The organism is Streptomyces sp. ALI-76-A, from assembly GCF_030287445.1.
In the GTDB taxonomy this organism is placed as follows: Bacteria; Actinomycetota; Actinomycetes; order Streptomycetales; family Streptomycetaceae; genus Streptomyces.
In genome coordinates this window covers 4,630,706-4,655,301 of the sequence record NZ_JASVWB010000002.1, presented here as the reverse complement: position 1 = coordinate 4,655,301, position 24,596 = coordinate 4,630,706, and the positions used below count along the sequence as shown (strand labels likewise).

Annotated in this window: 20 protein-coding genes, 2 tRNA genes and 1 pseudogene; 5 read left to right on the top strand and 18 right to left on the bottom strand. The window is 69.4% G+C overall.

The features are described from left to right. Positions 1–6 precede the first annotated feature (6 nt). The 5 genes from QQS16_RS21740 to QQS16_RS21720 are packed head-to-tail and all read right to left on the bottom strand — an operon-like array spanning position 7 to position 3,432. Positions 7–1,083: a class E sortase gene (locus QQS16_RS21740; RefSeq protein ID WP_286063513.1), complete on the bottom strand. Its 1,077-nt coding sequence runs from the start codon at positions 1,081–1,083 to the stop codon at positions 7–9. Then, positions 1,080–1,718 (bottom strand): aminodeoxychorismate/anthranilate synthase component II, encoded by a 639-nt coding sequence (locus QQS16_RS21735; protein ID WP_286063512.1) that lies wholly within the window; start codon positions 1,716–1,718, stop codon positions 1,080–1,082. Before QQS16_RS21735 ends, QQS16_RS21740 begins: the two co-directional genes overlap by 4 nt. Then, positions 1,715–1,876, bottom strand: coding sequence for a hypothetical protein (locus QQS16_RS21730; protein WP_286063511.1), 162 nt, complete (start codon positions 1,874–1,876; stop codon positions 1,715–1,717). The genes QQS16_RS21735 and QQS16_RS21730 overlap by 4 nt, the downstream gene beginning before the upstream one ends. Before the next feature lie 53 nt (positions 1,877–1,929). Next, positions 1,930–2,631 carry a class E sortase gene (locus QQS16_RS21725; protein ID WP_286063510.1) on the bottom strand — a complete coding sequence of 234 codons (702 nt, stop codon included), beginning with the start codon at positions 2,629–2,631 and terminating at the stop codon, positions 1,930–1,932. A gap of 21 nt (positions 2,632–2,652) precedes the next feature. Next, positions 2,653–3,432, bottom strand: coding sequence for a DUF881 domain-containing protein (locus tag QQS16_RS21720; protein ID WP_286063509.1), 780 nt, complete (start codon positions 3,430–3,432; stop codon positions 2,653–2,655). Positions 3,433–3,572: 140 nt separating this feature from the next. Here QQS16_RS21720 and crgA point away from each other — a divergent pair, with 140 nt between their 5' ends. Continuing rightward, positions 3,573–3,827, top strand: coding sequence for a cell division protein CrgA (gene crgA, locus QQS16_RS21715; protein ID WP_286063508.1), 255 nt, complete (start codon positions 3,573–3,575; stop codon positions 3,825–3,827). Positions 3,828–4,103: 276 nt separating this feature from the next. On the opposite strand, the gene QQS16_RS21710 is transcribed toward crgA, so the two are convergent. Continuing rightward, complete coding sequence (locus tag QQS16_RS21710) at positions 4,104–4,991, bottom strand: rhomboid family intramembrane serine protease (RefSeq protein WP_286063507.1); 888 nt, start codon at positions 4,989–4,991, stop codon at positions 4,104–4,106. Between the two features lie 129 nt (positions 4,992–5,120). Further along, positions 5,121–5,654, bottom strand: coding sequence for a peptidylprolyl isomerase (locus tag QQS16_RS21705; RefSeq protein ID WP_286063506.1), 534 nt, complete (start codon positions 5,652–5,654; stop codon positions 5,121–5,123). A gap of 363 nt (positions 5,655–6,017) precedes the next feature. Between QQS16_RS21705 and QQS16_RS21700 the strand changes: the two genes are divergently transcribed. Continuing rightward, positions 6,018–6,731: a DUF5324 family protein gene (locus tag QQS16_RS21700; protein ID WP_286063505.1), complete on the top strand. Its 714-nt coding sequence runs from the start codon at positions 6,018–6,020 to the stop codon at positions 6,729–6,731. A 550-nt stretch (positions 6,732–7,281) separates the two neighbouring features. Here the strand turns inward: QQS16_RS21700 and QQS16_RS21695 are convergent. Beyond that, a tRNA-Ala gene (locus QQS16_RS21695) sits at positions 7,282–7,354 on the bottom strand. 180 nt (positions 7,355–7,534) lie between these two features. Here QQS16_RS21695 and QQS16_RS21690 point away from each other — a divergent pair. Both QQS16_RS21690 and QQS16_RS43995 read left to right on the top strand, forming a co-directional pair. Next, on the top strand, positions 7,535–8,083 hold the full coding sequence (locus QQS16_RS21690; RefSeq protein ID WP_286063504.1) for a helix-turn-helix domain-containing protein: 549 nt from the start codon (positions 7,535–7,537) through the stop codon (positions 8,081–8,083). A gap of 192 nt (positions 8,084–8,275) precedes the next feature. Further along, positions 8,276–9,224: pseudogene (locus QQS16_RS43995) on the top strand (serine/threonine-protein kinase); the annotation flags it as partial. Between the two features lie 1,284 nt (positions 9,225–10,508). Here QQS16_RS43995 and QQS16_RS21680 read toward each other — a convergent pair. Continuing rightward, positions 10,509–11,849 carry a hypothetical protein gene (locus QQS16_RS21680; RefSeq protein WP_286063502.1) on the bottom strand — a complete coding sequence of 447 codons (1,341 nt, stop codon included), beginning with the start codon at positions 11,847–11,849 and terminating at the stop codon, positions 10,509–10,511. A 220-nt stretch (positions 11,850–12,069) separates the two neighbouring features. Continuing rightward, complete coding sequence (locus QQS16_RS21675; protein ID WP_003999697.1) at positions 12,070–12,198, bottom strand: DLW-39 family protein; 129 nt, start codon at positions 12,196–12,198, stop codon at positions 12,070–12,072. 337 nt (positions 12,199–12,535) lie between these two features. Here QQS16_RS21675 and QQS16_RS43990 point away from each other — a divergent pair, with 337 nt between their 5' ends. Continuing rightward, a complete protein-coding gene (locus tag QQS16_RS43990) occupies positions 12,536–13,084 on the top strand; it encodes a DUF6344 domain-containing protein (protein ID WP_502963820.1) in 549 nt (182 codons plus the stop codon). A gap of 1,023 nt (positions 13,085–14,107) precedes the next feature. Here the strand turns inward: QQS16_RS43990 and QQS16_RS21665 are convergent. The 8 genes from QQS16_RS21665 to dnaN form a co-directional block, all read right to left on the bottom strand. Continuing rightward, positions 14,108–14,184 (bottom strand) — tRNA-Ile (locus QQS16_RS21665). A 111-nt stretch (positions 14,185–14,295) separates the two neighbouring features. After that, positions 14,296–15,138, bottom strand: a complete 843-nt coding sequence (locus QQS16_RS21660; protein ID WP_286063501.1) for a DUF3566 domain-containing protein — start codon at positions 15,136–15,138, stop codon at positions 14,296–14,298. An 18-nt stretch (positions 15,139–15,156) separates the two neighbouring features. Next, on the bottom strand, positions 15,157–17,766 hold the full coding sequence (gene gyrA, locus QQS16_RS21655) for a DNA gyrase subunit A (RefSeq protein ID WP_286063500.1): 2,610 nt from the start codon (positions 17,764–17,766) through the stop codon (positions 15,157–15,159). A gap of 42 nt (positions 17,767–17,808) precedes the next feature. Beyond that, positions 17,809–19,893, bottom strand: a complete 2,085-nt coding sequence (gene gyrB, locus QQS16_RS21650; protein ID WP_286063499.1) for a DNA topoisomerase (ATP-hydrolyzing) subunit B — start codon at positions 19,891–19,893, stop codon at positions 17,809–17,811. Between the two features lie 362 nt (positions 19,894–20,255). After that, positions 20,256–20,831 (bottom strand): DciA family protein, encoded by a 576-nt coding sequence (locus QQS16_RS21645; RefSeq protein WP_286063498.1) that lies wholly within the window; start codon positions 20,829–20,831, stop codon positions 20,256–20,258. Beyond that, on the bottom strand, positions 20,828–21,949 hold the full coding sequence (gene recF, locus QQS16_RS21640; protein WP_286063497.1) for a DNA replication/repair protein RecF: 1,122 nt from the start codon (positions 21,947–21,949) through the stop codon (positions 20,828–20,830). Before recF ends, QQS16_RS21645 begins: the two co-directional genes overlap by 4 nt. A gap of 52 nt (positions 21,950–22,001) precedes the next feature. Next, positions 22,002–22,877, bottom strand: a complete 876-nt coding sequence (gnd, locus tag QQS16_RS21635) for a phosphogluconate dehydrogenase (NAD(+)-dependent, decarboxylating) (protein WP_286063496.1) — start codon at positions 22,875–22,877, stop codon at positions 22,002–22,004. 140 nt (positions 22,878–23,017) lie between these two features. Continuing rightward, positions 23,018–24,148 (bottom strand): DNA polymerase III subunit beta, encoded by a 1,131-nt coding sequence (dnaN, locus tag QQS16_RS21630; RefSeq protein WP_286063495.1) that lies wholly within the window; start codon positions 24,146–24,148, stop codon positions 23,018–23,020. Positions 24,149–24,596 lie beyond the last annotated feature (448 nt).

Sequence of the window (24,596 nt, the reverse complement as noted above, 5' to 3'; positions counted from 1 at the left end):
CTGCCCTTACTGGACGAGCGCATCCGGCTTGCCCTTGCTGCGCGGCCGTTCCTCGACCATCTTGCCCCAGACGATCAACCGGTACTTGCTGGTGAACTCCGGCGTGCACGTGGTGAGCGTGATGTAGCGGCCGGGTGCGGTGAAACCCGACCCCGCCGGAACGGGGTCGATGACGCTGACGTTGCTGGGGGAGGTCACCGGCAGCATGGACGCCATCTTGTAGACGTAGTACGTGTCCTGCGTCTCCACGACGATCGGGTCGCCCGCCGTGAGCCGGTTGATGTACCGGAACGGCTCGCCGTGCGTGTTGCGGTGGCCCGCGAGCGCGAAGTTGCCGGTCCTGGCGTCCGGCATCGCCGTCTTCAGCGCACCCTCGGCGTAGTGGCCGACCATGCCGCGGTCGAGCACCTTCTTGTTGTTGATGCCCTCGGCGACCGGCACGACCACGTCGAGCTTGGGGATGTGCAGGATGGCGAACCCCTGCCCCGGGGTGAAGGTGCCCGGGTTGCGCTTGCCGCTGGCCCAGTCGTCCTGGAGGCTGCTCGTCTCCTTGTCCGCCTGCGCGTGGGCCCGGATGTTCGTCCACCACAGCTGGTAGCTGACGAACAGCAGCATCAGCACGCCGGTGGTGATGAACATCTCACCGATCGCCCGGCTGGCGATGACTCCGGGGCCTGCCTTGCGCGCCCGCGCCTGTCTGCGCGCCTCGACCCGGGAGAGCGGACGGTCGCCACGCTCAGGTGCCGCCTCGGACGTCGACTCCGGCGCCATGCCGCCATGACGCCCATGACGGCGCTTGGCGGCCTTTCTGCGGGCCGCACGGCCACCGCTGGGGGATCCAGTGACGGATGAGGCGGAGGAGGCCTCAGAAGCCGATACGGGCGCGCCGCGCGCCATTCGCTCGGGCGGCTCGGGTATCCGCAGCGCCACCGTCTCGTCGTCGAGGGGCGGCGCGAACGGTTCCCCGCCGTACGGTTCGTACGGCGCACCACCGACGTACGAGTCCGAGAACGCGCCGGGAGCCCCGTACGGCTGCTCCTCGTACGGGGCACCGGACTCGCGCTCGGGGCGCAGCGCGGTCACGCCGTGGCCCTGCCCACCACCGGGGCGAGCCCCGCCGACCTCGCCACCGCGTCCTGGTCGCCGCACTCCACCAGCCAGTTGGCCAGCATCCGGTGGCCGTGTTCCGTCAGCACCGACTCGGGGTGGAACTGCACACCCTCGACCGCCAGTTCACGGTGGCGCAGGCCCATGACGATGCCGTCGTGCGTGCGGGCGGTGACCTCCAGCTCCGCCGGGACGGTCGTGGGCTCGGCGGCCAGCGAGTGGTAGCGGGTGGCCGTGAAGGGTGTGGGCAGGCCGGCGAAGACGCCCTTGCCCTCGTGCTCGACCGGCGAGGTCTTGCCGTGCAGCAGTTCGGGGGCACGGTTCACCACACCGCCGTACGCCACCTGCATCGACTGCATGCCGAGGCAGACGCCGAAGACGGGGACGCCGGTGTCGGCGCAGTGGCGCACCATCTCGACGCAGACGCCGGCCTCCTCGGGGGTGCCGGGGCCCGGCGACAGCAGGACGCCGTCGAAGCCGTCCTGGGCGTGCGCCGTCGACACCTCGTCGTTGCGCAGCACCTCGCACTCGGCGCCCAGCTGATACAGGTACTGGACCAGGTTGAAGACGAAGCTGTCGTAGTTGTCGACGACAAGGATCCGTGCAGTCACTGGTTGTCCACCGTCACATCGTTGAAGGGGAGCAGCGGTTCGGCCCACGGAAAGACGTACTGGAACAGGACGTAGACCACAGCCATGACCAGCACGAGCGAGATCAGCGCCTTCACCCCTGCGTTGCCCGGCAGATGCCGCCAGATCCAGCCGTACATGCCGTCCCTTCCGTCGCGCCACGGCACCCAGACCTACGCCGTACCGCACCAGACTAACGGCGTAGAGCCCGTGGTTTCCCGGTGTCCACAGGCTGTGTGGAGTCCAGGTGCGCCCAGACGATCAGCCGGTGGCTGTGCCCCCACTCCGGATCACACGTGGTCAGTGTGAGGTAGCGGCCCGGACGCGTATACCCCGACTTACGTGGCACAGGGTCGATCACCTCGATGTCCGAGGGCACGGTCCGGTAAGGACCTTTGTCGATCCGGTACGTGAACCAGGTCGCCCCGTCCGTCAGCACCACCGCGTCCCCGCGGCGCAGCCGGGGGAAGTCCTTGAAGGGGTCGCCGTACGTGCGCCGGTGGCCGGCCACCGCGAAGTTGCCCTTCTGCCCCAGTCGCGCGGTGTTCGCGTAGTGACCGAGGCCCTTCTTCAGGGTGCCGGTGGCGGTGTTCTCCAGCACGGGCTTGTTCCACGTGAAACCGAGCCGCGGGATGTACATGATCGCGAAGGGCTTGCCGCTCTGGTACGAGGCCGACGGCTCCGGGGCCTCTCGGGTGCCGGACGTCCCGGGCGCGGCCGTCACCCTGGGCCGGACGGACTCCTTCGCCCACTGCTCGCGCAATTGCTCGATCTGGTCGCCCATGACATGGTCGGCGCGCACGCCGGTCCAGAACAGCACATAGGCGACGAACAGCACGATCAGGGCGCCCAGGGTGATGCAGAGCTCGCTGAAAGTCCTGACGATCACCCGCACCGACACAGGGCCCCCCGGCGGCTATTCCACAGGCTGTGCGTACTGCAGATCCACTGTGCCCGAGTAGCCGGGCAGAGTCACCCGTCCGTCCTCCTCGACTTTCCAGCCGAGCCCGTAGACGTTGACGTACACCATGTAGTTCTGGATCGCCGGCGAGGCGGTGAGCGCCGTCCGCAGCTTCTCCGGGTCCCCGACCGCCGTGATCTTGTACGGCGGCGAGTAGACGCGGCCCTGGAGGATCAGGGTGTTGCCCACGCAGCGCACGGCGCTGGTGGAGATCAGCCGCTGGTCCATGACCTTGATGCCCTGGGCGCCTCCCTGCCACAGGGCGTTCACCACCGCCTGGAGGTCCTGCTGGTGGATGACCAGGTAGTCGGGCTGCGGTTCGGGATAGCCGGGGAGCTTGGCGGTGGCGTCCGGCGGGGCGTCGTTGAGGGTGACCGAGAGGGCCTGGCCGGTGAGCTCCTCGGTGCCCGCGCTCTTCTCCAGGGCCGCCAGTCTGTCGTCCTCGGCCTTGGTGCTGCCGTCGTCCCGCTCGGCGAGCGAGTCGATGTCCTGGCGCAGGGTCCCGTTGGACTCGTCGAGCTCGCCGTTCTCGCGACTGCGCTCCTGGATCAGGTCGGACAACTTCAGCAGCGACGTGTCCGTGCGGATGTTGGTGCCCTTGGCGGTGTTGAAACTGGTGAAGAAGATGAGTCCGGCGAGAGCGAAGACACCGGCCGTGAGCACCCGCACCGGCCGGAGAACTCGTCGGCGGACAGGACTGGATCCCGTCCCGGGGGAGTCGGCAGAATTGCTCAACGTACCCTTATCTCCTTTGGCACCGCGGAAGCACTACGCTAACGGACGCCCGGGGGAGCGCTCAGTCCCCTTGTACGCTGCCTCGGAGCCAGCCCCCGTTTCCTGCGCGGCCACGCAGCGCATCGACAGGAGAGACCCTCGTGCCGAAGTCACGTATCCGCAAGAAGGCCGACTACACGCCGCCTCCGGCGAAGCAGGCGACCGCCATCAAGCTGACCAGCCGATCCTGGGTCGCACCGGTGATGCTGGCCATGTTCCTCATCGGCCTGGCCTGGATCGTCGTCTTCTATGTGACCGACGGTTCGCTGCCCATCGACAGCCTGGGCAACTGGAACATCGTGGTGGGCTTCGGGTTCATCGCCGCCGGATTCGGCGTCTCCACGCAGTGGAAGTAAGGCCCACCAGGGGATGAACCCACCTCTGCCCAGGGCTATCCCCTGAGTTATCCACAGCAGTTTTCCACATGGGGAAAAGAAAGACGATCTGTGGATAACTCATCGGGTGTTGACGCCGGTGTGACTGACTGACCGGCAACCGAAAGCGCGTTCGCCCCCTGCCTGACCTGCGGAAACGCTGGTCGGAGACAGGGGGCGAACCTGTTCCCGCACACTATGCACAAGATCCGCCACACGCTGTGGACAACGGGCCGCTCAGGTGCTCATGGCGCAGGCTCAGGTGAGCTGAGCCGACCTCAGGACGATCGAGACGAGGATCACGGCCAGGACCAGCGCACAGGTGCCGTACTGGACCAGCGCACGACGCCGGCGGGGGGCGTTGACCATGGCGTAACCGGTGACCACCCCCGCGACGAGGCCACCGATGTGGGCCTGCCAGGAGATGTTGAACCCTGGGTTGAAGGTGAAGATGAGGTTGATCACCAGCAGCGCGATGATCGGCCGCATGTCGTACTTGAGCCGGCGCACGAGGACGGCGGTGGCCCCGAAGAGACCGAAGATGGCACCGGAGGCGCCGAGCGTGCCCGTGCCCGGATCCGTGAGCAGATAGGCGAGGGCACTGCCCGCGAGTCCGGAGATGAAGTACACCGCGAGGTAGCGGGCCCGGCCGAGGGCCTCTTCCAGAGGGCCGCCGAGCCACCACAGGCTGAGCATGTTGAAGGCGATGTGCCAGATCTCGTTGTGCGTGAACATCGACGTCACCAGGCGGTACCACTCACCGTCCGCGACGCCTTCGGTGGGCGCGAAGGGCGGCGGGGGCCAGGCGCCGCGCAGGACCAGGTCGGCCAGCAGCCCCGACCAGGCGTGGACGGCGACGAACACCGCGACGTTGATCCCGATGAGGATCTTGGTGAGCAGGCGGGGGTCGGCGGTGATGGTGCCGCCGGCGATGGTGCGGGGCCGGGCTGCGGCCAGGGCGGGTCCGGTGCCGCCGGCGCCGCGCACGCAGTCGGGGCACTGGAAGCCGACGGAGGCGCTGACCATGCACTCCGGGCAGATCGGACGCTCGCAGCGGGTGCAGCGGACGCCGGTCTCCCGGTCCGGGTGCCGGTAGCAGCCGGGCAGGCTCTGGGCATCCTGCGAACTGCCTGCCGCCTGGTCCATGACATCCCCTAAGTCGTCGTACGCACACGCACCGCCCCGCTCATCCTTACGGACGGGCGGGGCGATTGGTTCCCTTCGCGCAGACCGAGGAGATCCCGGACCGGACCTGCGGGGCGCGCTGCCGAGGGCTCAGCCCTGGCGGGTCTCGACGACGACGGACTCGATGACGACGTCGTTGACCGGACGGTCGTTGGGACGCGAGGTCGGGACGGCGGCGATGGCGTCCACGACCTTCTGGCTGGCCGGGTCGGTGACCTCGCCGAAGATGGTGTGCTTGCGGTTCAGCCACGCCGTCGGGGAGACGGTGATGAAGAACTGCGAGCCGTTGGTACCCGGGCCGGCGTTGGCCATGGCCAGCAGGTAGGGCTTGTTGAAGCCGAGGTCGGGGTGGAACTCGTCCTCGAACTCGTAGCCCGGGCCGCCGATGCCGGTGCCCAGCGGGTCGCCGCCCTGGATCATGAAACCGCTGATGACGCGGTGGAAGACCGTGCCGTCGTAGAGCCTCTTGGTGGACTTCTCACCGGTGGCCGGGTGGGTCCACTCGCGCTCGCCCTGGGCGAGTTCGACGAAGTTACGGACGGTCTTCGGGGCGTGGTTCGGCAGAAGCCGGACTTCGATGTCGCCGTGGTTCGTCTTCAGGGTGGCGTAAAGCTGCTCGGCCACGATCTGCCTTCCGTTGTCTTCCTGTGCCCCTCCGATCCTTGCACGCTTCGCGGCACGCGTCGCACGGCACCCGCCGGTGCGCCCGGGTTCGGCGGTTTCGCTTGCAGAAATCCGGCCGAGTGGCCCCGGGTCGGGGGCGCGCCGCGACGATCCGTGGCATTGTCGACGACAAGCTCCTGTTGCCCTGAATTCATCCGCTCTTACCCATGATCAGCGCGTGAGAAGTTCTTGATCGCAGGTGGTCCGGAGCCTGCGGCCGTGACTCGGATGCCCGATCTCACATGCCCAGGCTCGCCCGGACAGGCATGATCCGTAAAAGGGTGGAAAGTCGAAATACCGTACGCCACCGAGGAGGAGGAACCCGTGACCCGCATCGACAGCGTGCGCGCCGCGACCGGCTCGGCCAAGGACAGCGTGCTGCACGCCGCGGAAGTGGTGGCGCCCTACGCCGACACCGCCAAGGACAGGGCCACGCACTACGCACACGAGGCACGCGTACGGCTTGCGCCGAAGGTGTCGCAGGCCACCGAACAGGCCCGGGTCCAGTACGGCGCTCATGTGGCGCCGCGTCTGGACCAGGCTCGGTCGCAGGCTCTCGCACATGTCCCGCCGAAGGTCGACCAGGCAGCCCACGAAGCCGCCGAACGTACCCGCAAGGCGGCCAAGCAGGCCGCCGACTATTCCCGGCCGAAGATTGAACAGGCGGTGGCCGCGGCAGGCCCCGTCCGAGGCGAGGCCGCTGCGCGCAGTGCCGCCGCGCTGGCCGCCCTGCGCGGCCAGATCTCGCCCAAGGAGATCCAGAAGCTCGTCCGCAAGCAGCAGCGACGTGCGCGGGCCGGCCGGCTCGCCAAGGCGCTGGCGGTCGCGGGCGTCGTCGCGGGCGGTGCCTACGCCGCCTGGAAGTGGTGGGACAAGCAGGCCAACCCGGACTGGTTGGTCGAGCCCCCCGCCGCGACGGAGGTCCCCGAATCGACTCGGCTGGCCTCGGTGGACGGCAGCGGCCAGTCCGTGCTGGACCCCGAGGTCGAGGCCAAGCAGGCCGAAGAGGAGGCCGCGCATCGCGACGAGGGCCGCTGACGGTTCGCCGCGAACCAAGAGGACGATGGGGCAGGAGACCGGGAGGTCTCCTGCCCCATCGTCATACGGCCCCTCGCGCGGTGCGGTGTTTCACGTGAAACGGGGAGGGGGCCGGTAGGCCCGAGTACGCACGCGGCCATGAGCCGAGGGCCTTCCCACGTGCGACGCCGAAGCCCCGGACACTGGAGAGTGTCCGAGTTTGTGGCAGATGCGCGGGTACCCGTGCGTGGTGTCAGCGGTCGGGAAACAAGACCTTCCGCCGCGCGCTCGGTTCCCTCCCCGCAGGCCCTCGCCCGGGCTTTCGGCCTGGACCGGTGGAACGCGCGGTCACCGCTTCCGGCTGGCGGCGGGATACGCCGAGCGATGCCGCGTCCCGCTGCCTGCCGAACTGCTGCCGGAGCACGAGCCGTTGCCCACCCACCTGCATCGAAACCCGGCGTTCGTCGTCACCTCCGCTCCGACCGCCGCAAGCGGCCGGGGCCACTCGCCCCGGTAGAGCCAAAAAAAGACCCCTCCCGCCGCGTTTCCGCAGGCGGGAGGGGTCTGGGCGTGGAGCCTAGGGGAGTCGAACCCCTGACATCTGCCATGCAAAGACAGCGCTCTACCAACTGAGCTAAGGCCCCGAAGAGGGACGTCCGCCGGAAGAATCGCGTACCGGTGGGCGCCGCAGACCAGAGTACCGGGTCACCCCCGTGATTCCGCAAAAAGATTGGGGGTCCCCGTGAACGACCACGCTCCGTAAGATGCTCCGCGTGGTTCGCTACCGCGAACCACGGTTTTTGGGGAAGCGATGGGGAGACGCAATGGACGCCGCACAGCAGGAAGCGACCGCGAGAGCGCGGGAACTGCAGCGGAACTGGTACGGGGAGCCGCTGGGGGCGCTCTTCCGTAAGCTCATAGACGATCTTGGCCTCAACCAGGCTCGTCTCGCGGGGGTACTGGGACTGTCCGCACCGATGCTGTCGCAGCTAATGAGCGGTCAGCGGGCGAAGATCGGTAACCCGGCGGTGGTCCAGCGGGTGCAACTGCTGCAGGACCTGGCGGGGCAGGTCGCGGACGGCAGCGTCAGCGCGGCCGAGGCGACCGACCGCATGGAGGAGATCAAGAAGTCCCAGGGGGGTTCGGTGCTCGGCAACACGACGCAGACGACGAGCAGTTCGGGTGCGCCCACGGTCAAGCGGGTCGTCCGCGAGATCCAGTCGCTGCTGCGCTCGGTCGCCGCCGCGGGAGACATCATCGAAGCCGCGGACACCCTCGCCCCGACCCACCCGGAACTGGCAGAGTTCCTCCGGGTGTACGGCGCCGGCCGCACGTCCGACGCGGTCGCGCACTACCAGTCCCACCAGAGCTGAACCCGCGGTCCGGTCGCCGAGGGGGTTCGGCAGCCGGGCCGAGGGGCGCGAGGGATCTCGTGCCGCTCGTCCGGAGGGACACGTGGGGGCGTGTCACTCACCGACAGCGGCACGAGAGGGGTCGTATCGCTCGTCGAGGGGGAAGCAAGGGAGGAAACGGGGGACCCGGAGGGGGAGGAGCGACGCACAGTCATGGGTGAGGTCTTCGCCGGACGGTACGAACTGGTCGACCCGATCGGTCGCGGAGGGGTCGGCGCCGTCTGGCGTGCCTGGGACCACCGCCGTCGGCGCTATGTCGCCGCCAAGGTCCTGCAGCAGCGGGACGCACACGCGTTGCTGCGCTTCGTCCGCGAACAGGCGCTGCGGATCGACCATCCCCATGTACTGGCGCCGGCCAGCTGGGCCGCGGACGACGACAAGGTCCTGTTCACCATGGATCTGGTCGCCGGCGGCTCTCTGGTCCACCTCGTCGGCGATTACGGCCCGCTGCCTCCCCCCTTTGTCTGCACCCTGCTCGACCAGCTCCTGGCCGGGCTGTCCGCGGTGCACGCGGAAGGCGTGGTCCACCGCGACGTCAAGCCCGCCAACATCCTGCTGGAAGCCACCGGCACGGCCCGCCCCCGGCTGCGGCTGTCCGATTTCGGCATCGCCATGCGGCTGGGCGAGCCCCGCCTGACGGAGACCAACCTGGTGGTCGGAACACCCGGCTACATCGCGCCCGAGCAGATGCTGGGCGCCGAACCCGACTTCCCCGCGGATCTCTTCGCCGTCGGCCTGGTCGCGCTGTATCTCCTGGAGGGCTCCAAGCCGGACGCCAAGGCCCTCGTGCAGTACTTCGCGGCCCACGGCACGCCGAGCGCGCCCAAGGGCATACCCGAGCCGCTGTGGCAGGTCGTCGCGTCGATGCTCCAGCCGGATCCCCAGGCCCGCTTCCGCACGGCCACCGGGGCCCGCAAGGCACTGGCCTCCGCCGTGGAACTCCTCCCGCCCCCGGGCCCCGACGACGAAGTGATCGAGATCTTCGACCAACTCGGCCCGCTGCCACCGGGTTTCGGTCCACAAGGCCCCCACCGACGGGCATCGGGAGTGGACGCAGGACCGGGCACCTCCGGGACGGGGGCTTCCGGATCGGCAGGAGGGAACAGGGAAGGAAGAGGCAGGAGAGGAACAGGCGAGGGACGAGCCGAGGAAGAACCCAGCTGGGGAGCTGAAGGAGGAGCGGGAAGAGGAAGAGGTGAAGGCACCGGGACCGGCGGACAGACATCAGGGGGGAACGTCCACCCCGTCTTCGGCCACCCGCGCTCCGCAGCCGCCCACGGCGTCCCAGGTTCCGAGGCGTCCTTCCAGGGCGCGGGCACCGGGCCGGGCCAGGCAGACCCCGATCTGAGCCCGGCGCCTTCCCGTCCCGGCTCGGGCTCGGGCTCCGGCTCCGGCTCCGGCTCCGGCTCCGGCTCCGGGGCTGCCTACCCCTCCGCAAGCCACCCGCCTCAGCTCTCCGGCGCGCACCCTGCGGCCACCGGCCCCGGCACGGGCTCTGGCACTGGGCCGAGTTCGGGTTCGGGTTCGGGTTCGGGCTTCGGCGCGGGTTCCGGCACGGGCTCGGGCCCTGTCCCGGCATGGCCGGGCTCCGACCCCTCGGTTCCGCACCCCGACAACTCCGGAGCGCTCGGCCGGGGCGACACCGGTCCCTCTGGAGGGAGCCGCATCCCTCTCTCTGGACTGACCAGCGACTGGCGACCTCCCACCGATCACGGATGGTCGGAGACCAACGGCCCCCACCCCTCCAGCCCTGACGCCGGCGTCGTACCCAACGCTCCACACCACCGCACCGGCCCGCCCCCGGAACCGAACAACGCGGGCCCCCGCCCCCACAGCGGTTCCGTCCCGCCGGCCGACGCGCCGTTCCATCCCCCCGCCCTCTATGGCGAACGGCCCACCCCCGGACAGCCGACCACCATGTCGGACACCGGCAGCTTCCACCTGCCACCCCCGCAGTCCACGGCGTCCTCCCCCGGGACGCCCCCCACCCCCACTCCACAGGCACAGCCACAGCCCCCAGATCCACAGGCGCAGCGGCACCGGAAGCACCGCCGCCACGCGGCCCCCGTCTCCCCCCACGACCCCACCCACGTGCTGCCCTCCCCCCGGCCGACCGCGCCCCCGTACCCCGCTCAGCACTCACCGGCGCCGCCGCGCCACCGCGCTGAACCCTCTACTGCTTCGTACACCGCCGAAGCCCCGCGGGTTCCCTCCTCCGCGCAGGCGATTACGCGGCGACGCCCCCGCTCGGGCCCACCGCCCAAGGTGGCCATCCCGATCCTTCTCCTGGCGCTGGCCTGCTACGCCGTCGGCATCTGGGCCCTGACCCGCATCTGAGAACGCCTCACCACAACGCCTCGGCAGCACCAGCCCTGCACGACGGTCCCTACCGAGCCGCGTCTCTCCGCCGTCCCAGCACCATCCACACCGCGAGCCCCATCAGCAGCGCGGTCCCCATCCCCATCCCGCCCGCCGCGAGCAGCCTCATCGCGGTGTCGTCCTGCGCCGCGGTCCCGGCCTGCGCGGCCGCCGCCGTCTCCCCGCCGCGCGCCGTGGCGTCGAAGACGCCTTGCGGCTCGGGCTCCCCCGCGTATGCGGGTGCGGCCGTCGCCGTGCCCGTGACCCGCACGCGCAGCGTCAGGTCGTAGGGCCCCTCCCCGAACTTGTCGGCCACCTGCTCCGACAGGCGCACGGCGAGGTAGTACGAGCCCGCGAACCGCATCCCGCTCACCCGGTCGGACACGGCGTAGCGGTTCACGTACGAGACAGGCGGCAACGGGTCGAGGGTGGCGGCCCGCTGGCTGCCGTCGTAGACCGCGCTCGCGTCGTCGACGATCCCGCGCACGGGGTTGTGGAGGGACACGACCAGCGCTCTGGCCACAAGCCCGTCGGCGTCGCCGGAACTGCCCAGCTCGGCGGTGGCGTAGAGCTGTCGGCCCCAGTCCACGGGCACCGCGTAGAACAGCGTCTGCCCGGGCAGGATGTCATCGCGCCAGACCCCCTGCCCCACCGTCGTCGCCCCGGCGAAACCCGAGGCACCCGGCCGTTCCTCGGCCTCCCCCGTCACCGGCTCGGGCGCGGCGGAGTCCCAGACCTCGGGCGCACTCGTCCCACCGGTCTGCTGGAGCCCCGGCTCCGACACCACGGCGAGTTCCAGCCCCCAGACGTCCGACGAGGACCCCGCCCTGTGAACGCGCTCGACGCGTACGTAGTACGCGCCGGCCTCCTGGCACCGCGCACCCGGCCGGGAGGAAGTGTCACGCGTGCCCAGCGCGGTGAGGGGACGCGGTCGGCGGTCCGTGCCGATGCTCGCGGTGTCGATGGAGCAGGAACGGCTGTCGGCGTCCTGGACGGACACCTTGATGCCGTCGGTGGCGGAGACCGTCGTACCGGCGCCGGGAACGGCCGTCACGGACACGTACACGTCGGACGAGGCATCAAGGTCGAGGCGGTAGGCGCGCTCGCCGTCGACGGGGAGGGAGCTGCGGTACGTCGTACCGGGTGCCAGGGCCTCGGCGTCCCCCGTGTTCGTCGCGCCGTCGACCGACTGGGCGTCCGCGTCGAAGCCGTAGGCGGCCCATGGGTCGGCCGCCCGCGCGGACGGCCCGGACACCGCCGCCGTCAGGCACAGCACCGCACCCACGACGGCCGCCCGCCCGAAGACCGCGCGCAGGGGCGCCGACGGACGACCGCCTCCGTACCGCCTCCACGCCGTACGCCGCCCCATGACGCGCCACCCCACTCGTCGTTGCCCGGACCGTTCGACCGTGTGACCGTCGCCCATCCTGCCCCGCCGGGCGGCGCCTCATCCGCGCAATCCGTACGAGCGTCCGAAACACCGACACCGGCGGAAGTCGTCCCCGCCGTCCTGGCACAGGAGCAGCACCCCCGCAACACAAAACCCCGACCGCTCGGGCGGCCGGGGTCTGTTCAGAATCGGTCGGTACTCACGAACCCGTGGGCACGGAGTCAGTCGCCTCCGTCCACAGATCCTGCTCGGCGCGATCCGCCTGGATCTGGCGGTACACGAGGAGCCCGCCGATGGCGGCCAGTGCGACCAGGAGAAGCTTCTTCACCGCGCGACCTCGTCTTTCCTTGACGTCAGGGACTTCTGGCGCCCGACTATACACACCGCCCGATACCGATCGGTGACCTGCGCCCGGCCCCAAATCCCGGCCGGAACACCGCAGTAGAAGCGGACCACATCACTCCGATCAGAGGGTGATCACATCCCCACAGACAGTGACTTTTCATCCCTCTCCTCCCGTATCCCCTTTTTTCGTCCTTCTTGCACCCATCCGAGTGGTGTTGATCTGAAGATCGACGAGCCACGGGCGTCGGTCCACCACTTCGTCAGCCCCATACACATCATGAGGAAAGTACGCAAATCGCCCAACCCGAAAGTGAGGGACCATGGCCCAGAACAAGGTCATGAACCTGTGGACCGCCTTCGTCACCGCCTTCCTCGCGCTGTGCACCGCGCTGGGGCTCATCACGACGACCGCCTCCGCGGCAGTACCGCAGACCGAGACAGCCCGCAACAGCACCCCGGAGACGTCGACGACCCCGGCGGTGTCCCCGTGGTCCTGGGCCTACGACAGGTCCCTGCCGCCCACGATGAAACAGCGCATCCGCGCCGAGGCCCACGGCAAGACCCCCAGCTGCCGCCACCGCCCGGCCACGGACGTGGACATGGACGTGGACGTGGAGACAGACGCGAAGACGGACGCGGACGCGGATGTGGATGCGGAAGTCGCCCAGGACGCCGCGGGCTTTGTCGCAGGCCCCGTCGCCCCGAAGACTCCGGCCCAGCACACCACCGTCACCCCCGCCGGCGACCAGGCCGCCATCAGCGCCCAGGCCACGTCGGCCATGCCCGCCGCACCGTCCACCCTCCAGGACACAGCACCGTGCGCCCCGGCCGGGACCGCGGCCGAGCCCCTCACCCTGCTCCAGCACTGATGGCCCGGCGCACCGCGCGCCATCTTCCGCGCTCCAGCACCGACATGACGGCCCTGTCCACAGCACCCCGCGGCACCGCAGCGCCCCGACAGCAGGCCCAGCCACTCAAATCGGCCGGCCCCGAACGGCACGGCCAAGCCCTCGACGCACGGATGACGGACGGACAGCCCCACAGACGGACAGCCCCACAGACGGACAGCCGCACATACGGTCAGCCACAGACGTACAGCCACACAGACGTGCAGCCACACAGACGTACAGCCACACAGACGTGCAGACAGACGTACAGACACAGCTCCGGACGCCGACACCGACACGGCCTGGAGCAGGACAGGACCACAGAAGTACAGAGGACAGCTGTACCGATGGACTAAGGGTGCCGTTGCGGATTCACTTCCCGCGTGACGTTCTCCGCCGGACGCCGCTCGCACGGGGCTCTGCCCTGCTGCTGAGACGGCGCTGAACCAGCGGATCCGGTAACAGCCCCAGGAGTCCCGGGTGCGGACCGGCCTTGCCGCACTCTGCGCTCGGCCCGGAGGCACTCCCCCCTCCTCGCCGCCACACCCGACGCGCCCCTGCCGACCCCACGCGCCACTGCCACCGGCCCAAGGCGCCTCTGCCGACCCACGATCCACACGTCGACGCGCCCCTGCCGACCCGGTCGGCCCGGCCGGCCCGCTCACCGACAGCCTTCCGCGACTGTGCGGAGAGGGTGAGCCACGCGCACCGACTGGCGGCCCCGCGACAGCGATCGCCCTTCGCGGCGACCCGTCCGTGCCCCCGCGCACGCCACCGCCGTGTCACAGAGCCGGCCGGAGTCCTTCGCTGCCGACGAGCGCGCCCCTCGCACACCACCTGAACCTGAACCGGCACCGCACCGGCACCGGTGCTGGCACCGACGACCGCTGCCAGCCATAGCTGCCCAGAAACCCTCAACGCCGAAGACTCCGTACGTCGGAGACCCTGTCAGGGACCCGGCACGTCAAAAGACCCCCAACCGTATCCGGCTGAGGGTCTTCTCGCTGGTGGGGCTAACAGGATTTGAACCTGTGGCCTCATCCTTATCAGGGATGCGCTCTAACCAACTGAGCTATAGCCCCGCCGCGCTCTGCGGTGTGTGTCCCGCGCGCTGACTCCTGAAGATTAGCGCACGACGCGGGCAGTCCCAAAATCGGTTGTCGGACGACCGTCACCGCACGTTGGAAGCCTGGTCACTCGTCCTCGGCCAGCGTCAGCTCGACGCCTCCGACGAAGCCGGCGGAGAGGTTGTAGATGAACGCGCCGAGCGTCGCGAGGGCCGTCGCGAGGACGACGTCGATGACCGCGATGATCGTCGTGAACATCAGGACGTTGGGCAGTGACAGGAAGGATTGCAGGTCGAAGCCGTTCGACTCGTTCGAGCCGGTCGCCTCCGAGATCGTGCCGCCGACCGTCGAGAAGACGCCCATCGCGTCCATGACCATCCACAGCACGGCGGCCGCCACGATCGTGCAGATGCCCAGCGCGATGGAGAGCAGGAAGCTGACCTTCATCACCGACCACGGGTCGGCCTTGGCGACCCGCAGGCGGGCCTTGCGGGTGCGGGGCGTGGTGCGCGCGCCGGTACGCGGGCGCCGGACCCCGCTCGCCGGAGCCTGCGTCGGGTAGGCCTGCGGCGGGTGGTAGGGCCCGCCGGGCTGCTGCCGCTGCCGTTCCCCCGGCAGCGGGGACGCCACCGCCTCGGGAGACACCGGCTGGGCGGGCGGCTGAGCCTGGGTGCCCGGAGCGGCCGGAGCCGCGGTCTGGCCCGCGCCGGTGGTGTGCCGCTGCGCCTTCGGACCTCTGGTGTCCGTCACAGTTCCCCCCTGGGATCCATGTGGGCCGGGCGAGTGCGACTCGGTCGCGGATGGCTTGATCGCCTGGAGGTTGGTCGTATGCGGGTCGTTCGGAGGTGAGTCGGGTGTGTGCGAATCTGTCGGATTCGCGGCGGAGCCACGGCCGCCGCCGTCCGTCTCCGAACCGGTGGAAGAACCGGTGGAGGTACCGGTCGATCCGGCGCCCGTGGCTCCGCTCACGATGACTCTCTCCTCGTGTTACTCGGTCGAGGGCGCCTCGCCCTCGTCCGTGCCGTTGGTCTCGGCACCTTCGGCGGTCTCGTCGACAGCGATGTCGCCGTCGACCTCCTCCGCCTCACGTCCCGCCTCGGCGTTCCGTGCGATACCGACGACGGCATCGCGCTTGCCCAGGTTGATCAGTTGGACGCCCATGGTGTCACGGCCCGTCTCCCTGATCTCGTTGACTCGCGTACGAATCACACCGCCGCCCAGCGTGATGGCGAGGATCTCGTCAGTAGTCTCGACCACCAGCGCGCCGACGAGCGACCCACGATCCTCGACGATCTTGGCGGCCTTGATGCCGAGACCGCCGCGACCTTGGACGCGGTACTCGTCGACGGCGGTCCGCTTCGCGTACCCGCCGTCCGTAGCAGTGAACACGAACGTACCGGGTCGAACAACATTCATCGAGAGCAGCTGGTCGCCCTCGCGGAAGCTCATGCCCTTGACGCCCGAGGTGGCGCGGCCCATGGGACGCAGCGCTTCGTCCGTGGCCGTGAACCTGATCGACTGCGCCTTCTTGCTGATCAGCAGCAGATCATCATCGGCCGAAACGAGTTCGGCTCCGATCAGTTCGTCGTCCGAACCGTCCTCTGTCTCGCGCAGATTGATCGCGATCACACCGCCGGAGCGCGGCGAATCGTAATCCTTCAGAGGCGTTTTCTTCACCAGTCCGCCCTTGGTGGCCAGGACCAGGTACGGCACCGCCTCGTAGTCGCGGATCGCGAGGATCTCGGCGATCGCCTCGTCCGGCTGGAAGGCCAGCAGGTTGGCGACGTGCTGGCCGCGGGCGTCCCGGCCGGCGTCCGGCAGCTCGTACGCCTTGGCCCGGTAGACGCGGCCCTTGTTCGTGAAGAACAGCAGCCAGTGGTGGGTGGTCGACACGAAGAAGTGGTCGACGATGTCGTCTTCCTTGAGCTTCGCGCCGCGCACGCCCTTGCCGCCGCGCTTCTGGGCGCGGTAGTCGTCCGTCTTGGTGCGCTTGACGTAGCCGCCGCGCGTGACGGTGACGACGATGTCCTCCTCGGCGATCAGGTCCTCCATGGACATGTCGCCGTCGTAGGGCACCAGCATGGTCTTGCGGTCGTCGCCGTACTTCTCGACGATCGCGGCGAGTTCCTCGCTGACGATGCCGCGCTGGCGGACCGGGGAGGCGAGGATCTCGTTGTACTGGGTGATCTTCGCCTGGAGTTCGTCGTGCTCCTGGACGATCTTCTGGCGCTCCAGGGCGGCCAGTCGGCGCAGCTGCATCTCCAGGATCGCGTTCGCCTGGATCTCGTCGATCTCCAGGAGGCTCATCAGGCCGGTGCGCGCGATGTCGACGGTGTCGCTGCGCCGGATCAGCGCGATGACCTCGTCGATGGCGTCCAGGGCCTTCAGCAGGCCGCGCAGGATGTGCGCCCGCTCCTCGGCCTTGCGCAGCCGGAAGCGCGTACGGCGGACGATGACCTCGATCTGGTGCGTCACCCAGTGGCGGATGAACGCGTCCAGGGAGAGCGTGCGCGGCACACCGTCGACCAGGGCCAGCATGTTGGCGCTGAAGTTCGACTGAAGGTCGGTGTGCTTGTAGAGGTTGTTCAGGACGACCTTGGCGACCGCGTCCCGCTTCAGGACGATGACCAGACGCTGGCCCGTGCGGGACGAGGTCTCGTCACGGACGTCCGCGATGCCGCCGATCTTGCCGTCCTTCACCAGGTCGGCGATCTTCTGCGCGAGGTTGTCGGGGTTGGTCTGGTACGGCAGTTCCGTGACCACCAGGCACTGGCGGTTCTGGATCTCCTCGACCTGGACGACCGCCCGCATGGTGATCGAGCCGCGGCCCGTGCGGTAGGCCTCCTCGATGCCCCGGCGGCCCACCACCAGGGCGCCGGTCGGGAAGTCGGGGCCCTTGATGCGCTCGATGAGCGCGTCCAGCAGTTCCTCGTGGCTCGCTTCCGGGTTCTCCAGGTACCACTGGGCACCGGAGGCGACCTCGCGCAGGTTGTGCGGCGGAATGTTGGTCGCCATGCCGACCGCGATGCCGGCCGAGCCGTTGATCAGCAGGTTCGGGAAACGGGCCGGCAGGACGGTCGGCTCCTGGGAGCGGCCGTCGTAGTTGTCCGTGAAGTCGACGGTCTCCTCGTCGATGTCACGGACCATCTCCATGGACAGCGGCGCCATCTTGCACTCGGTGTAGCGCATGGCCGCCGCCGGGTCGTTGCCCGGAGAGCCGAAGTTGCCGTTGGAGTCCACCAGCGGCATCCGCATCGACCACGGCTGCGCGAGGCGGACCAGCGCGTCGTAGATCGAGGAGTCGCCGTGCGGGTGGTAGTTGCCCATGACGTCGCCGACGACGCGGGCGCACTTGTAGAAGCCGCGCTCGGGCCGGTAGCCGCCGTCGTACATGGCGTACAGGACGCGCCGGTGGACGGGCTTCAGACCGTCCCGGACGTCGGGCAGCGCGCGCGAGACGATGACGGACATCGCGTAGTCGAGGTACGAGCGCTGCATCTCCGTCTCGAGCCCGACGGGCTCGACACGCTGGGCGATCGGGCCGCCCTCTTCGGGGGTGACGGGGCCAGGGGGAAGATTGGGGGTCTCGTCGGCCATTGCTGGTGAGGATCCTTCCTGGTGCGGTCAGCTGAGACCGACTCAGATGTCGAGGAAGCGGACGTCCTTGGCGTTGCGCTGGATGAACTGGCGGCGCGCCTCGACGTCCTCGCCCATGAGGACCGAGAACAGGTCGTCGGCCTGGGCGGCGTCGTCGAGGGTGACCTGGCCGAGGACGCGGTGCTCCTGGTCCATGGTCGTGATGCGCAGTTCCTCGGCGTTCATCTCACCGAGACCCTTGAAGCGCTGGATCGAGTCCTCGCGGATGCGCTTGCCGCGCTGGCGGCCGAGCTCGATCAGCGCGTCGCGCTCGCGGTCGGAGTACGCGTACTCGACGTCGTCCCGGCCCCACTTGATCTTGTAGAGCGGGGGACGGGAGAGGTACACGTGCCCGGCCTCGACCAGCGGCCGCATGAAACGGAACAGGAAGGTCAGCAGCAGGGTGCTGATGTGCTGGCCGTCGACGTCGGCGTCCGCCATGAGAATGATCTTGTGATAGCGGAGCTTCTCGATGTCGAAGTCCTCGTGCACACCCGTACCGAACGCGGAGATCAGCGCCTGGATCTCCTGGTTCTGCAGGATCTTGTCGAGCCGGGCCTTCTCCACGTTGAGGATCTTGCCGCGGATCGGGAGGATCGCCTGGTACTCCGGGTTGCGGCCGGACTTGGCCGAGCCGCCGGCGGAGTCACCCTCGACGATGAAGATCTCGCACTTGGTGGGGTCGTTCGACTGGCAGTCGGAGAGCTTGCCCGGCAGGGACGCCGACTCCAGCAGGCCCTTGCGACGGGTCAGGTCACGGGCCTTGCGGGCCGCCACGCGCGCGGTGGCCGCCTGGATGCCCTTGCGGACGATGTCCGCCGCCTCGACCGGGTTGCGGTCCAGCCAGTCGGTGAGGTGCTCGTAGACGACCTTCTGCACGAAGGTCTTCGCCTCCGTGTTGCCCAGCTTGGTCTTGGTCTGGCCCTCGAACTGCGGCTCGCCCAGCTTCACCGAGATGATCGCGGTCAGACCCTCGCGGATGTCGTCACCCGTGAGGTTGTCGTCCTTCTCCCGCAGCAGCTTCTTGTCGCGCGCGTACTTGTTGATCAGGTTCGTGAGCGCCGCGCGGAAGCCCTCTTCGTGGGTGCCGCCCTCATGGGTGTGGATGGTGTTGGCGAAGGAGTACACACCCTCGCTGTAACCGCCGTTCCACTGCATCGCGACCTCGAGGGACAGGAGCCGGTCCTTGTCCTCGGCCTCGATGTCGATGACCGACGGGTGCACCGCTTCCCCCTTGCGGGAGTTGAGGTACTTCACGAAGTCGACGATGCCGCCCTCGTAGTGGTACGTGACGGTCTTGACCTCGTCCTTCTCGTCGGCGCCCGCCTCGTCCGCCCCGGCGGTGGCCTTCGCCGACTCACGCTCGTCGGTGAGCTTGATGGTCAGGCCCTTGTTGAGGAACGCCATCTCCTGGAAACGCCGCGACAGCGTCTCGAAGGAGTACTCCGTGGTCTCGAAGATGTCGCCGTCGGCCCAGAAGGTGACCGACGTGCCGGTCTCCTCTGTGGCTTCGTGCTGGGCGAGCGGCGCCGTGGGGACGCCCATCTTGTAGTCCTGCGTCCAGCGGTGGCCGTCCGTCCGGACCTCGACGGCGACCTTCGAGGACAGCGCGTTCACGACGGAGACACCCACGCCGTGCAGACCACCGGAGACCGCGTAGCCGCCGCCGCCGAACTTGCCGCCCGCGTGCAGCACGGTCAGGACGACCTCGAGGGCCGGCTTGCCCTCGGACGGGACGATGCCCACCGGGATGCCACGTCCGTTGTCGACGACCCGGACGCCGCCGTCGGGGAGGATCGTCACGTCGATGGTGTCCGCGTGGCCGGCCAGCGCCTCGTCGACCGAGTTGTCGACGACCTCGTACACGAGGTGGTGCAGTCCTCGCTCACCGGTCGACCCGATGTACATGCCGGGTCGCTTGCGGACCGCGTCCAGACCCTCGAGGACGGTGATGGCGCTGGCGTCGTACGAGGCGGTGACCTCACCGTTCGAGGTGTTGGCCTCGCTCTTGGCGCCGGCGTCGGTGGACGGGATGTTCTCGTTGGGGTTGCCGGAATCGGCCACGAAGCGCCCTTTCTGGCACAGCACGAGCCAGGCTCGTCGGCGGGTTGCCGGAGCGGCTGCGGCATGTTGCGTTGGTAAGCCCTGATCAGCGTTGCTCAGCTTTTCCCGGACGGTCCCCACGAGTGGGGCGGGATTGGCTCTCAGTCTACCGGTAGCGCCGACAGTGATGGGGGTTTGCTGGTACCTGAGTCCTCATGTGGCGCCCTGAACCGGTCTCCGCCGGGTCCCCATATACGGAGCGGGGCTCCGAGAGGCTCACAGAGGCACTCAGCGCTTCGGGCTGTCAACCCTGCGCTCCTTGGGAGTCGGGTGCGGATTCGCAACCGCGTGCGATTGCGCGACGGGCTTCTCCGCCCGGCCGCGCACCACCCCGAATGTGAGAGAGGTCACCCGTAGGTGTCGCCGGGACCCGTGCTGCCGGGGGCGCGCAGGGGCCCGTAGCGGCGGGCGGGACCGTTCGGTCCGTTCACCTTGATCAGCTTCACGGCGCCGTGGCCGAGGTCCTCGTTGAGGCGGGCGACGAGGGTGGGGGCGAGCAGGCGCAGGTTCGTCGCCCAGGCCGTGGAGTCGCAGCGCACGACCAGGATCCGCTCGTCCTCGTCGTACTTCTCCGGCTCGCAGTGCTTGGCGACGTCCTCGCCGACGATCTGCGGCCAGCGGCCCATCACCCCGCCGACCGCGGCCGGCGTCTCCCAGCCGCGCTCGGTGAGCAGCCGGTTGATGGCGGCGCCGAGCGCCATGGGGTCGCGTCCGTCGGCCCGTGCGCCGGAACGCAGACCGCCGCGCCGCGCCTGCTTCTTCTGCTGTGCCGCGTCCCCACGCGCGCGTGCCTGTTCCCTCGCCGCCCTGAGCGCCACGCGCGCGAGGTCGACACCGGAGGGTTCCGGGCTTTTGCCCGGTCCGGGGGTGGGGCCGTCGGCCGCGCCGGCCTCCGGGCGCGGTGCGGGCTCGTCCGCGCTCACGCGCGCTCCACCGCCCCGTCCGCCACCGTGAACCGCGTCCCGGTCAGTACGTGCGGTACGTCGTCGTCGACCGCGGCGGTCACCAGAACCTGCTCGCCCGGCGCGACCAGCTCGGCCAGACGTTCGCGGCGACGGGTGTCCAGCTCGGCGAAGACGTCGTCGAGGACGAGCACCGGCTCGTTGCCCTCGGCCCGGAGGAGGTCGTACGACGCCAGGCGCAGCGCGAGCGCGTAGGACCACGACTCGCCGTGGGAGGCGTAGCCCTTGGCGGGCAGCTGACCGAGCTTGAGGAGCAGCTCGTCACGGTGCGGCCCGACCAGGGTGACGCCCCGCTCGATCTCCTGCTTGCGGGCCTCCAGCAGCGCGGCCGTCAGCTGCTCGTAGAGGTCCTCGCGGGTGTGCGCCTCGCCGGGCGCGGACGGCTTGTAGTCGAGGGCCACCGGACCGCCGCCGGGGGCCAGCTGCTCGTAGGCCTTGTCGGCGAGCGGCTGGATCGCGGCGATCAGGTCGAGCCGCTGGGCGAGCAGCTCGGCGCCCACACGCGCGAGGTGCTGGTCCCAGACGTCGAGCGTGGACAGGTCCAGGGAGCGCCCGCCGTGCCGCCTGGCCATCGCGGCCGACTTCAGGAGGGTGTTGCGCTGCCTGAGGACCCGCTCGTAGTCGGAGCGGACGCCGGCCATGCGCGGCGAGCGGGCGGTGATCAGCTCGTCGAGGAAGCGGCGCCGCTCCCCGGGGTCGCCCTTCACCAGGGCGAGGTCCTCGGGAGCGAACAGCACGGTCCGTACGATGCCGAGCACGTCACGCGGCCTGACCTGCGAGGACCTGTTGACGCGGGCGCGGTTGGCCCTGCCGGGGTTCAGCTCCAGCTCGACCAGCTGCCGACGCTCGCCCTGCTGGACCTGCGCCCGGATGACCGCCCGGTCGGCGCCCATGCGCACCAGGGGGGCGTCGGAGGAGACGCGGTGGCTGCCGAGGGTGGCGAGGTAGCCGATCGCCTCGACGAGGTTCGTCTTGCCCTGCCCGTTCGGGCCGACGAAGGCGGTGACGCCCGGGTCGAGCGGAACGTCGACCCGGGCGTACGAGCGGAAGTCGGCCAGCGACAGATGCGTGACGTGCATGGTCGTTCACCGACCTCCCTCAGGGTTGTGGACCGCCGAGCAGCCCTGTGGATTACTTCTTCTCGACCGCGTGGCCACCGAACTGGTTGCGCAGCGCGGCGATCATCTTCATCTGCGGAGAGTCCTCCTGGCGCGACGCGAACCGCGCGAAGAGGGAGGCCGTGATCGCGGGCAGCGGCACGGCGTTGTCGATGGCGGCTTCCACAGTCCAGCGTCCCTCGCCCGAGTCCTGGGCAAAACCCTTGAGCCTGTCCAGGTGCTCGTCCTCGTCGAGGGCGTTCACCGCGAGGTCCAGGAGCCAGGAACGGATGACGGTGCCCTCCTGCCAGGAGCGGAAGACCTCCCGGACGTCGGTCACCGAGTCGACCTTCTCCAGCAGCTCCCAGCCCTCGGCGTAGGCCTGCATCATGGCGTACTCGATGCCGTTGTGGACCATCTTCGCGAAGTGGCCCGCACCGACCTTGCCGGCGTGCACCGAGCCCGCGTCGCCCGCCGGCTTGAGGGCGTCGAAGATCGGCTGCACCTTGGCGACGTTCTCCGCGTCACCGCCGTACATCAGCGCGTAGCCGTTCTCCAGGCCCCAGACGCCCCCGGAGACACCGCAGTCGACGAAGCCGATGCCCTTGGCGGCCAGTTCCACGGCGTGCTTCTCGTCGTCGGTCCAGCGGGAGTTCCCGCCGTCCACGACGACGTCACCGGGCTCCAGCAGCTCGCCGAGTGCGTCGACGGTGGCCTGGGTCGCGGCACCGGCCGGGACCATCACCCACACCACACGCGGACCCTTGAGCTTGCCCACAAGCTCTTCCAGGCTGTGGACATCGGCGAGGTCCGGGTTGCGGTCGTATCCGACGACGGTGTGGCCTGCGCGGCGGATCCGCTCGCGCATGTTGCCGCCCATCTTGCCGAGGCCGACGAGACCGAGCTCCATCAGTTGTTCCTTAGGTGTGCGACGTGGCGTTACGGCACTTCCGTACCTGCGTCCGAGCCTAAACCCGGACGCTCGCGCACATCTGTGGGCATACGCGCTCAAACGTAGGCCCCGACCTGCGGGTTCTCCGAAGGAGCCGCTCAGCCGCTCAGCCGCACCGGCATGATCAGGTACTTGTAGGCCTCGTCCGCCTCGGCGTCCAGCGCCGGCTTGCCGCTGAGCAGCGCGGGCTTGGTGGACGTCGTGAACGACAGCTGGGCCACCGGGGAGTCGATGGCGCTCAGACCGTCCAGCAGGAACGTCGGGTTGAAGGCGATAGAGACGTCGTCGCCCTCCAGCTGGGCGTCGACCCTCTCCACAGCCTGTGCGTCGTCGCTGGAGCCGGCCTCCAGGATCAGCACGCCCTGCTCGAAGCTGAGCCGCACCGGGGTGTTGCGCTCGGCGACCAGGGCCACACGCTTGACGGCCTCCACGAAGGGGGCGGTCTCGATCACGGCCACCGAGTTGAACTCCGTCGGGAACAGCGAGCGGTACTTCGGGAGGTCGCCCTCCAGGAGCCGGGTCGTCGTGCGACGACCGGCGCCCTCGAAGCCGATGAGCCCCTCGCCCGCGCCGGAGCCGGACAGCGCCAGGATGACGCTGTCGCCGCTCGTGAGGGCCTTGGCGGTGTCCAGGAGCGTCTTGGCGGGCACCAGGGCGACCGCGGACGCCTCCGGGTTCTCCGGCTTCCACAGGAACTCACGGACCGCGAAGCGGTAGCGGTCGGTGGACGCCAGCGTGACGGTGTCGCCCTCGATCTCGATCCGCACACCGGTCAGGACGGGCAGCGTGTCGTCGCGTCCGGCGGCGATGGCGACCTGGGCGGCGGCGGAGGCGAAGACCTCACCGGGGACGGTGCCCGTGGCGTTCGGCATCTGCGGCAGGGCCGGGTACTCCTCCACAGGCAGTGTGTGGAGGGTGAAGCGCGAGGAGCCGCACACCACCGTCGCCCGTACACCGTCTGTGGAGATCTCCACCGGCCGGTTGGGCAGGGCGCGGGAGATGTCGGCGAGCAGGCGGCCCGAGACGAGGACCGTGCCCTCCTCCTCGACCTCCGCCTCCACGGACACCCGTGCGGAGACCTCGTAGTCGAAGCTGGACAGGCTCAGCTGGCCGTTCTCGGCCTTCAGCAGAAGGCCGGCGAGGACAGGCGCCGGCGGACGGGCCGGGAGGCTGCGTGCCGCCCAGGCCACTGCCTCCGCGAGTACGTCGCGTTCCACCCGGATCTTCACTGTTGCCGCCTCCTGCTGTTGCCGGCGCTTCTCGGCCTGCCTGGCTTCGTCGTCTGTCTCGGTGTCGTCGGCCCCACTGCGGGGAAGGACGCCGGGGAACAGTCTGACGCACCCCACTGACAGTAGGTGCCTCTCGGGGTCAAGTCGTGACGAGGGGCAGTCGGGCGCCGAGCGGCGAGTTGTGCACAGGACCCACTTCGAAACGGATTCCCAGCTCTCTCTAGTTGGGAGTAGTAGTAGGGCCTGTGGATACCGTGGATAACCTCGTTTGTGCAGGTCAGACTGGAAATTTTGTCCACGGGGCCTGTGGGCGGCGGCGGTGGACAACCGGGCCTGTCTGTGGAGAACAGAAAGTTCTGCACACTCCATGCACAGCTTGAGGGGAGTTCTCCCCAGCGCCGTCCCCAGCTTTACCCACCTTTCCCACAGGCCAACCCGGCACCTTCGT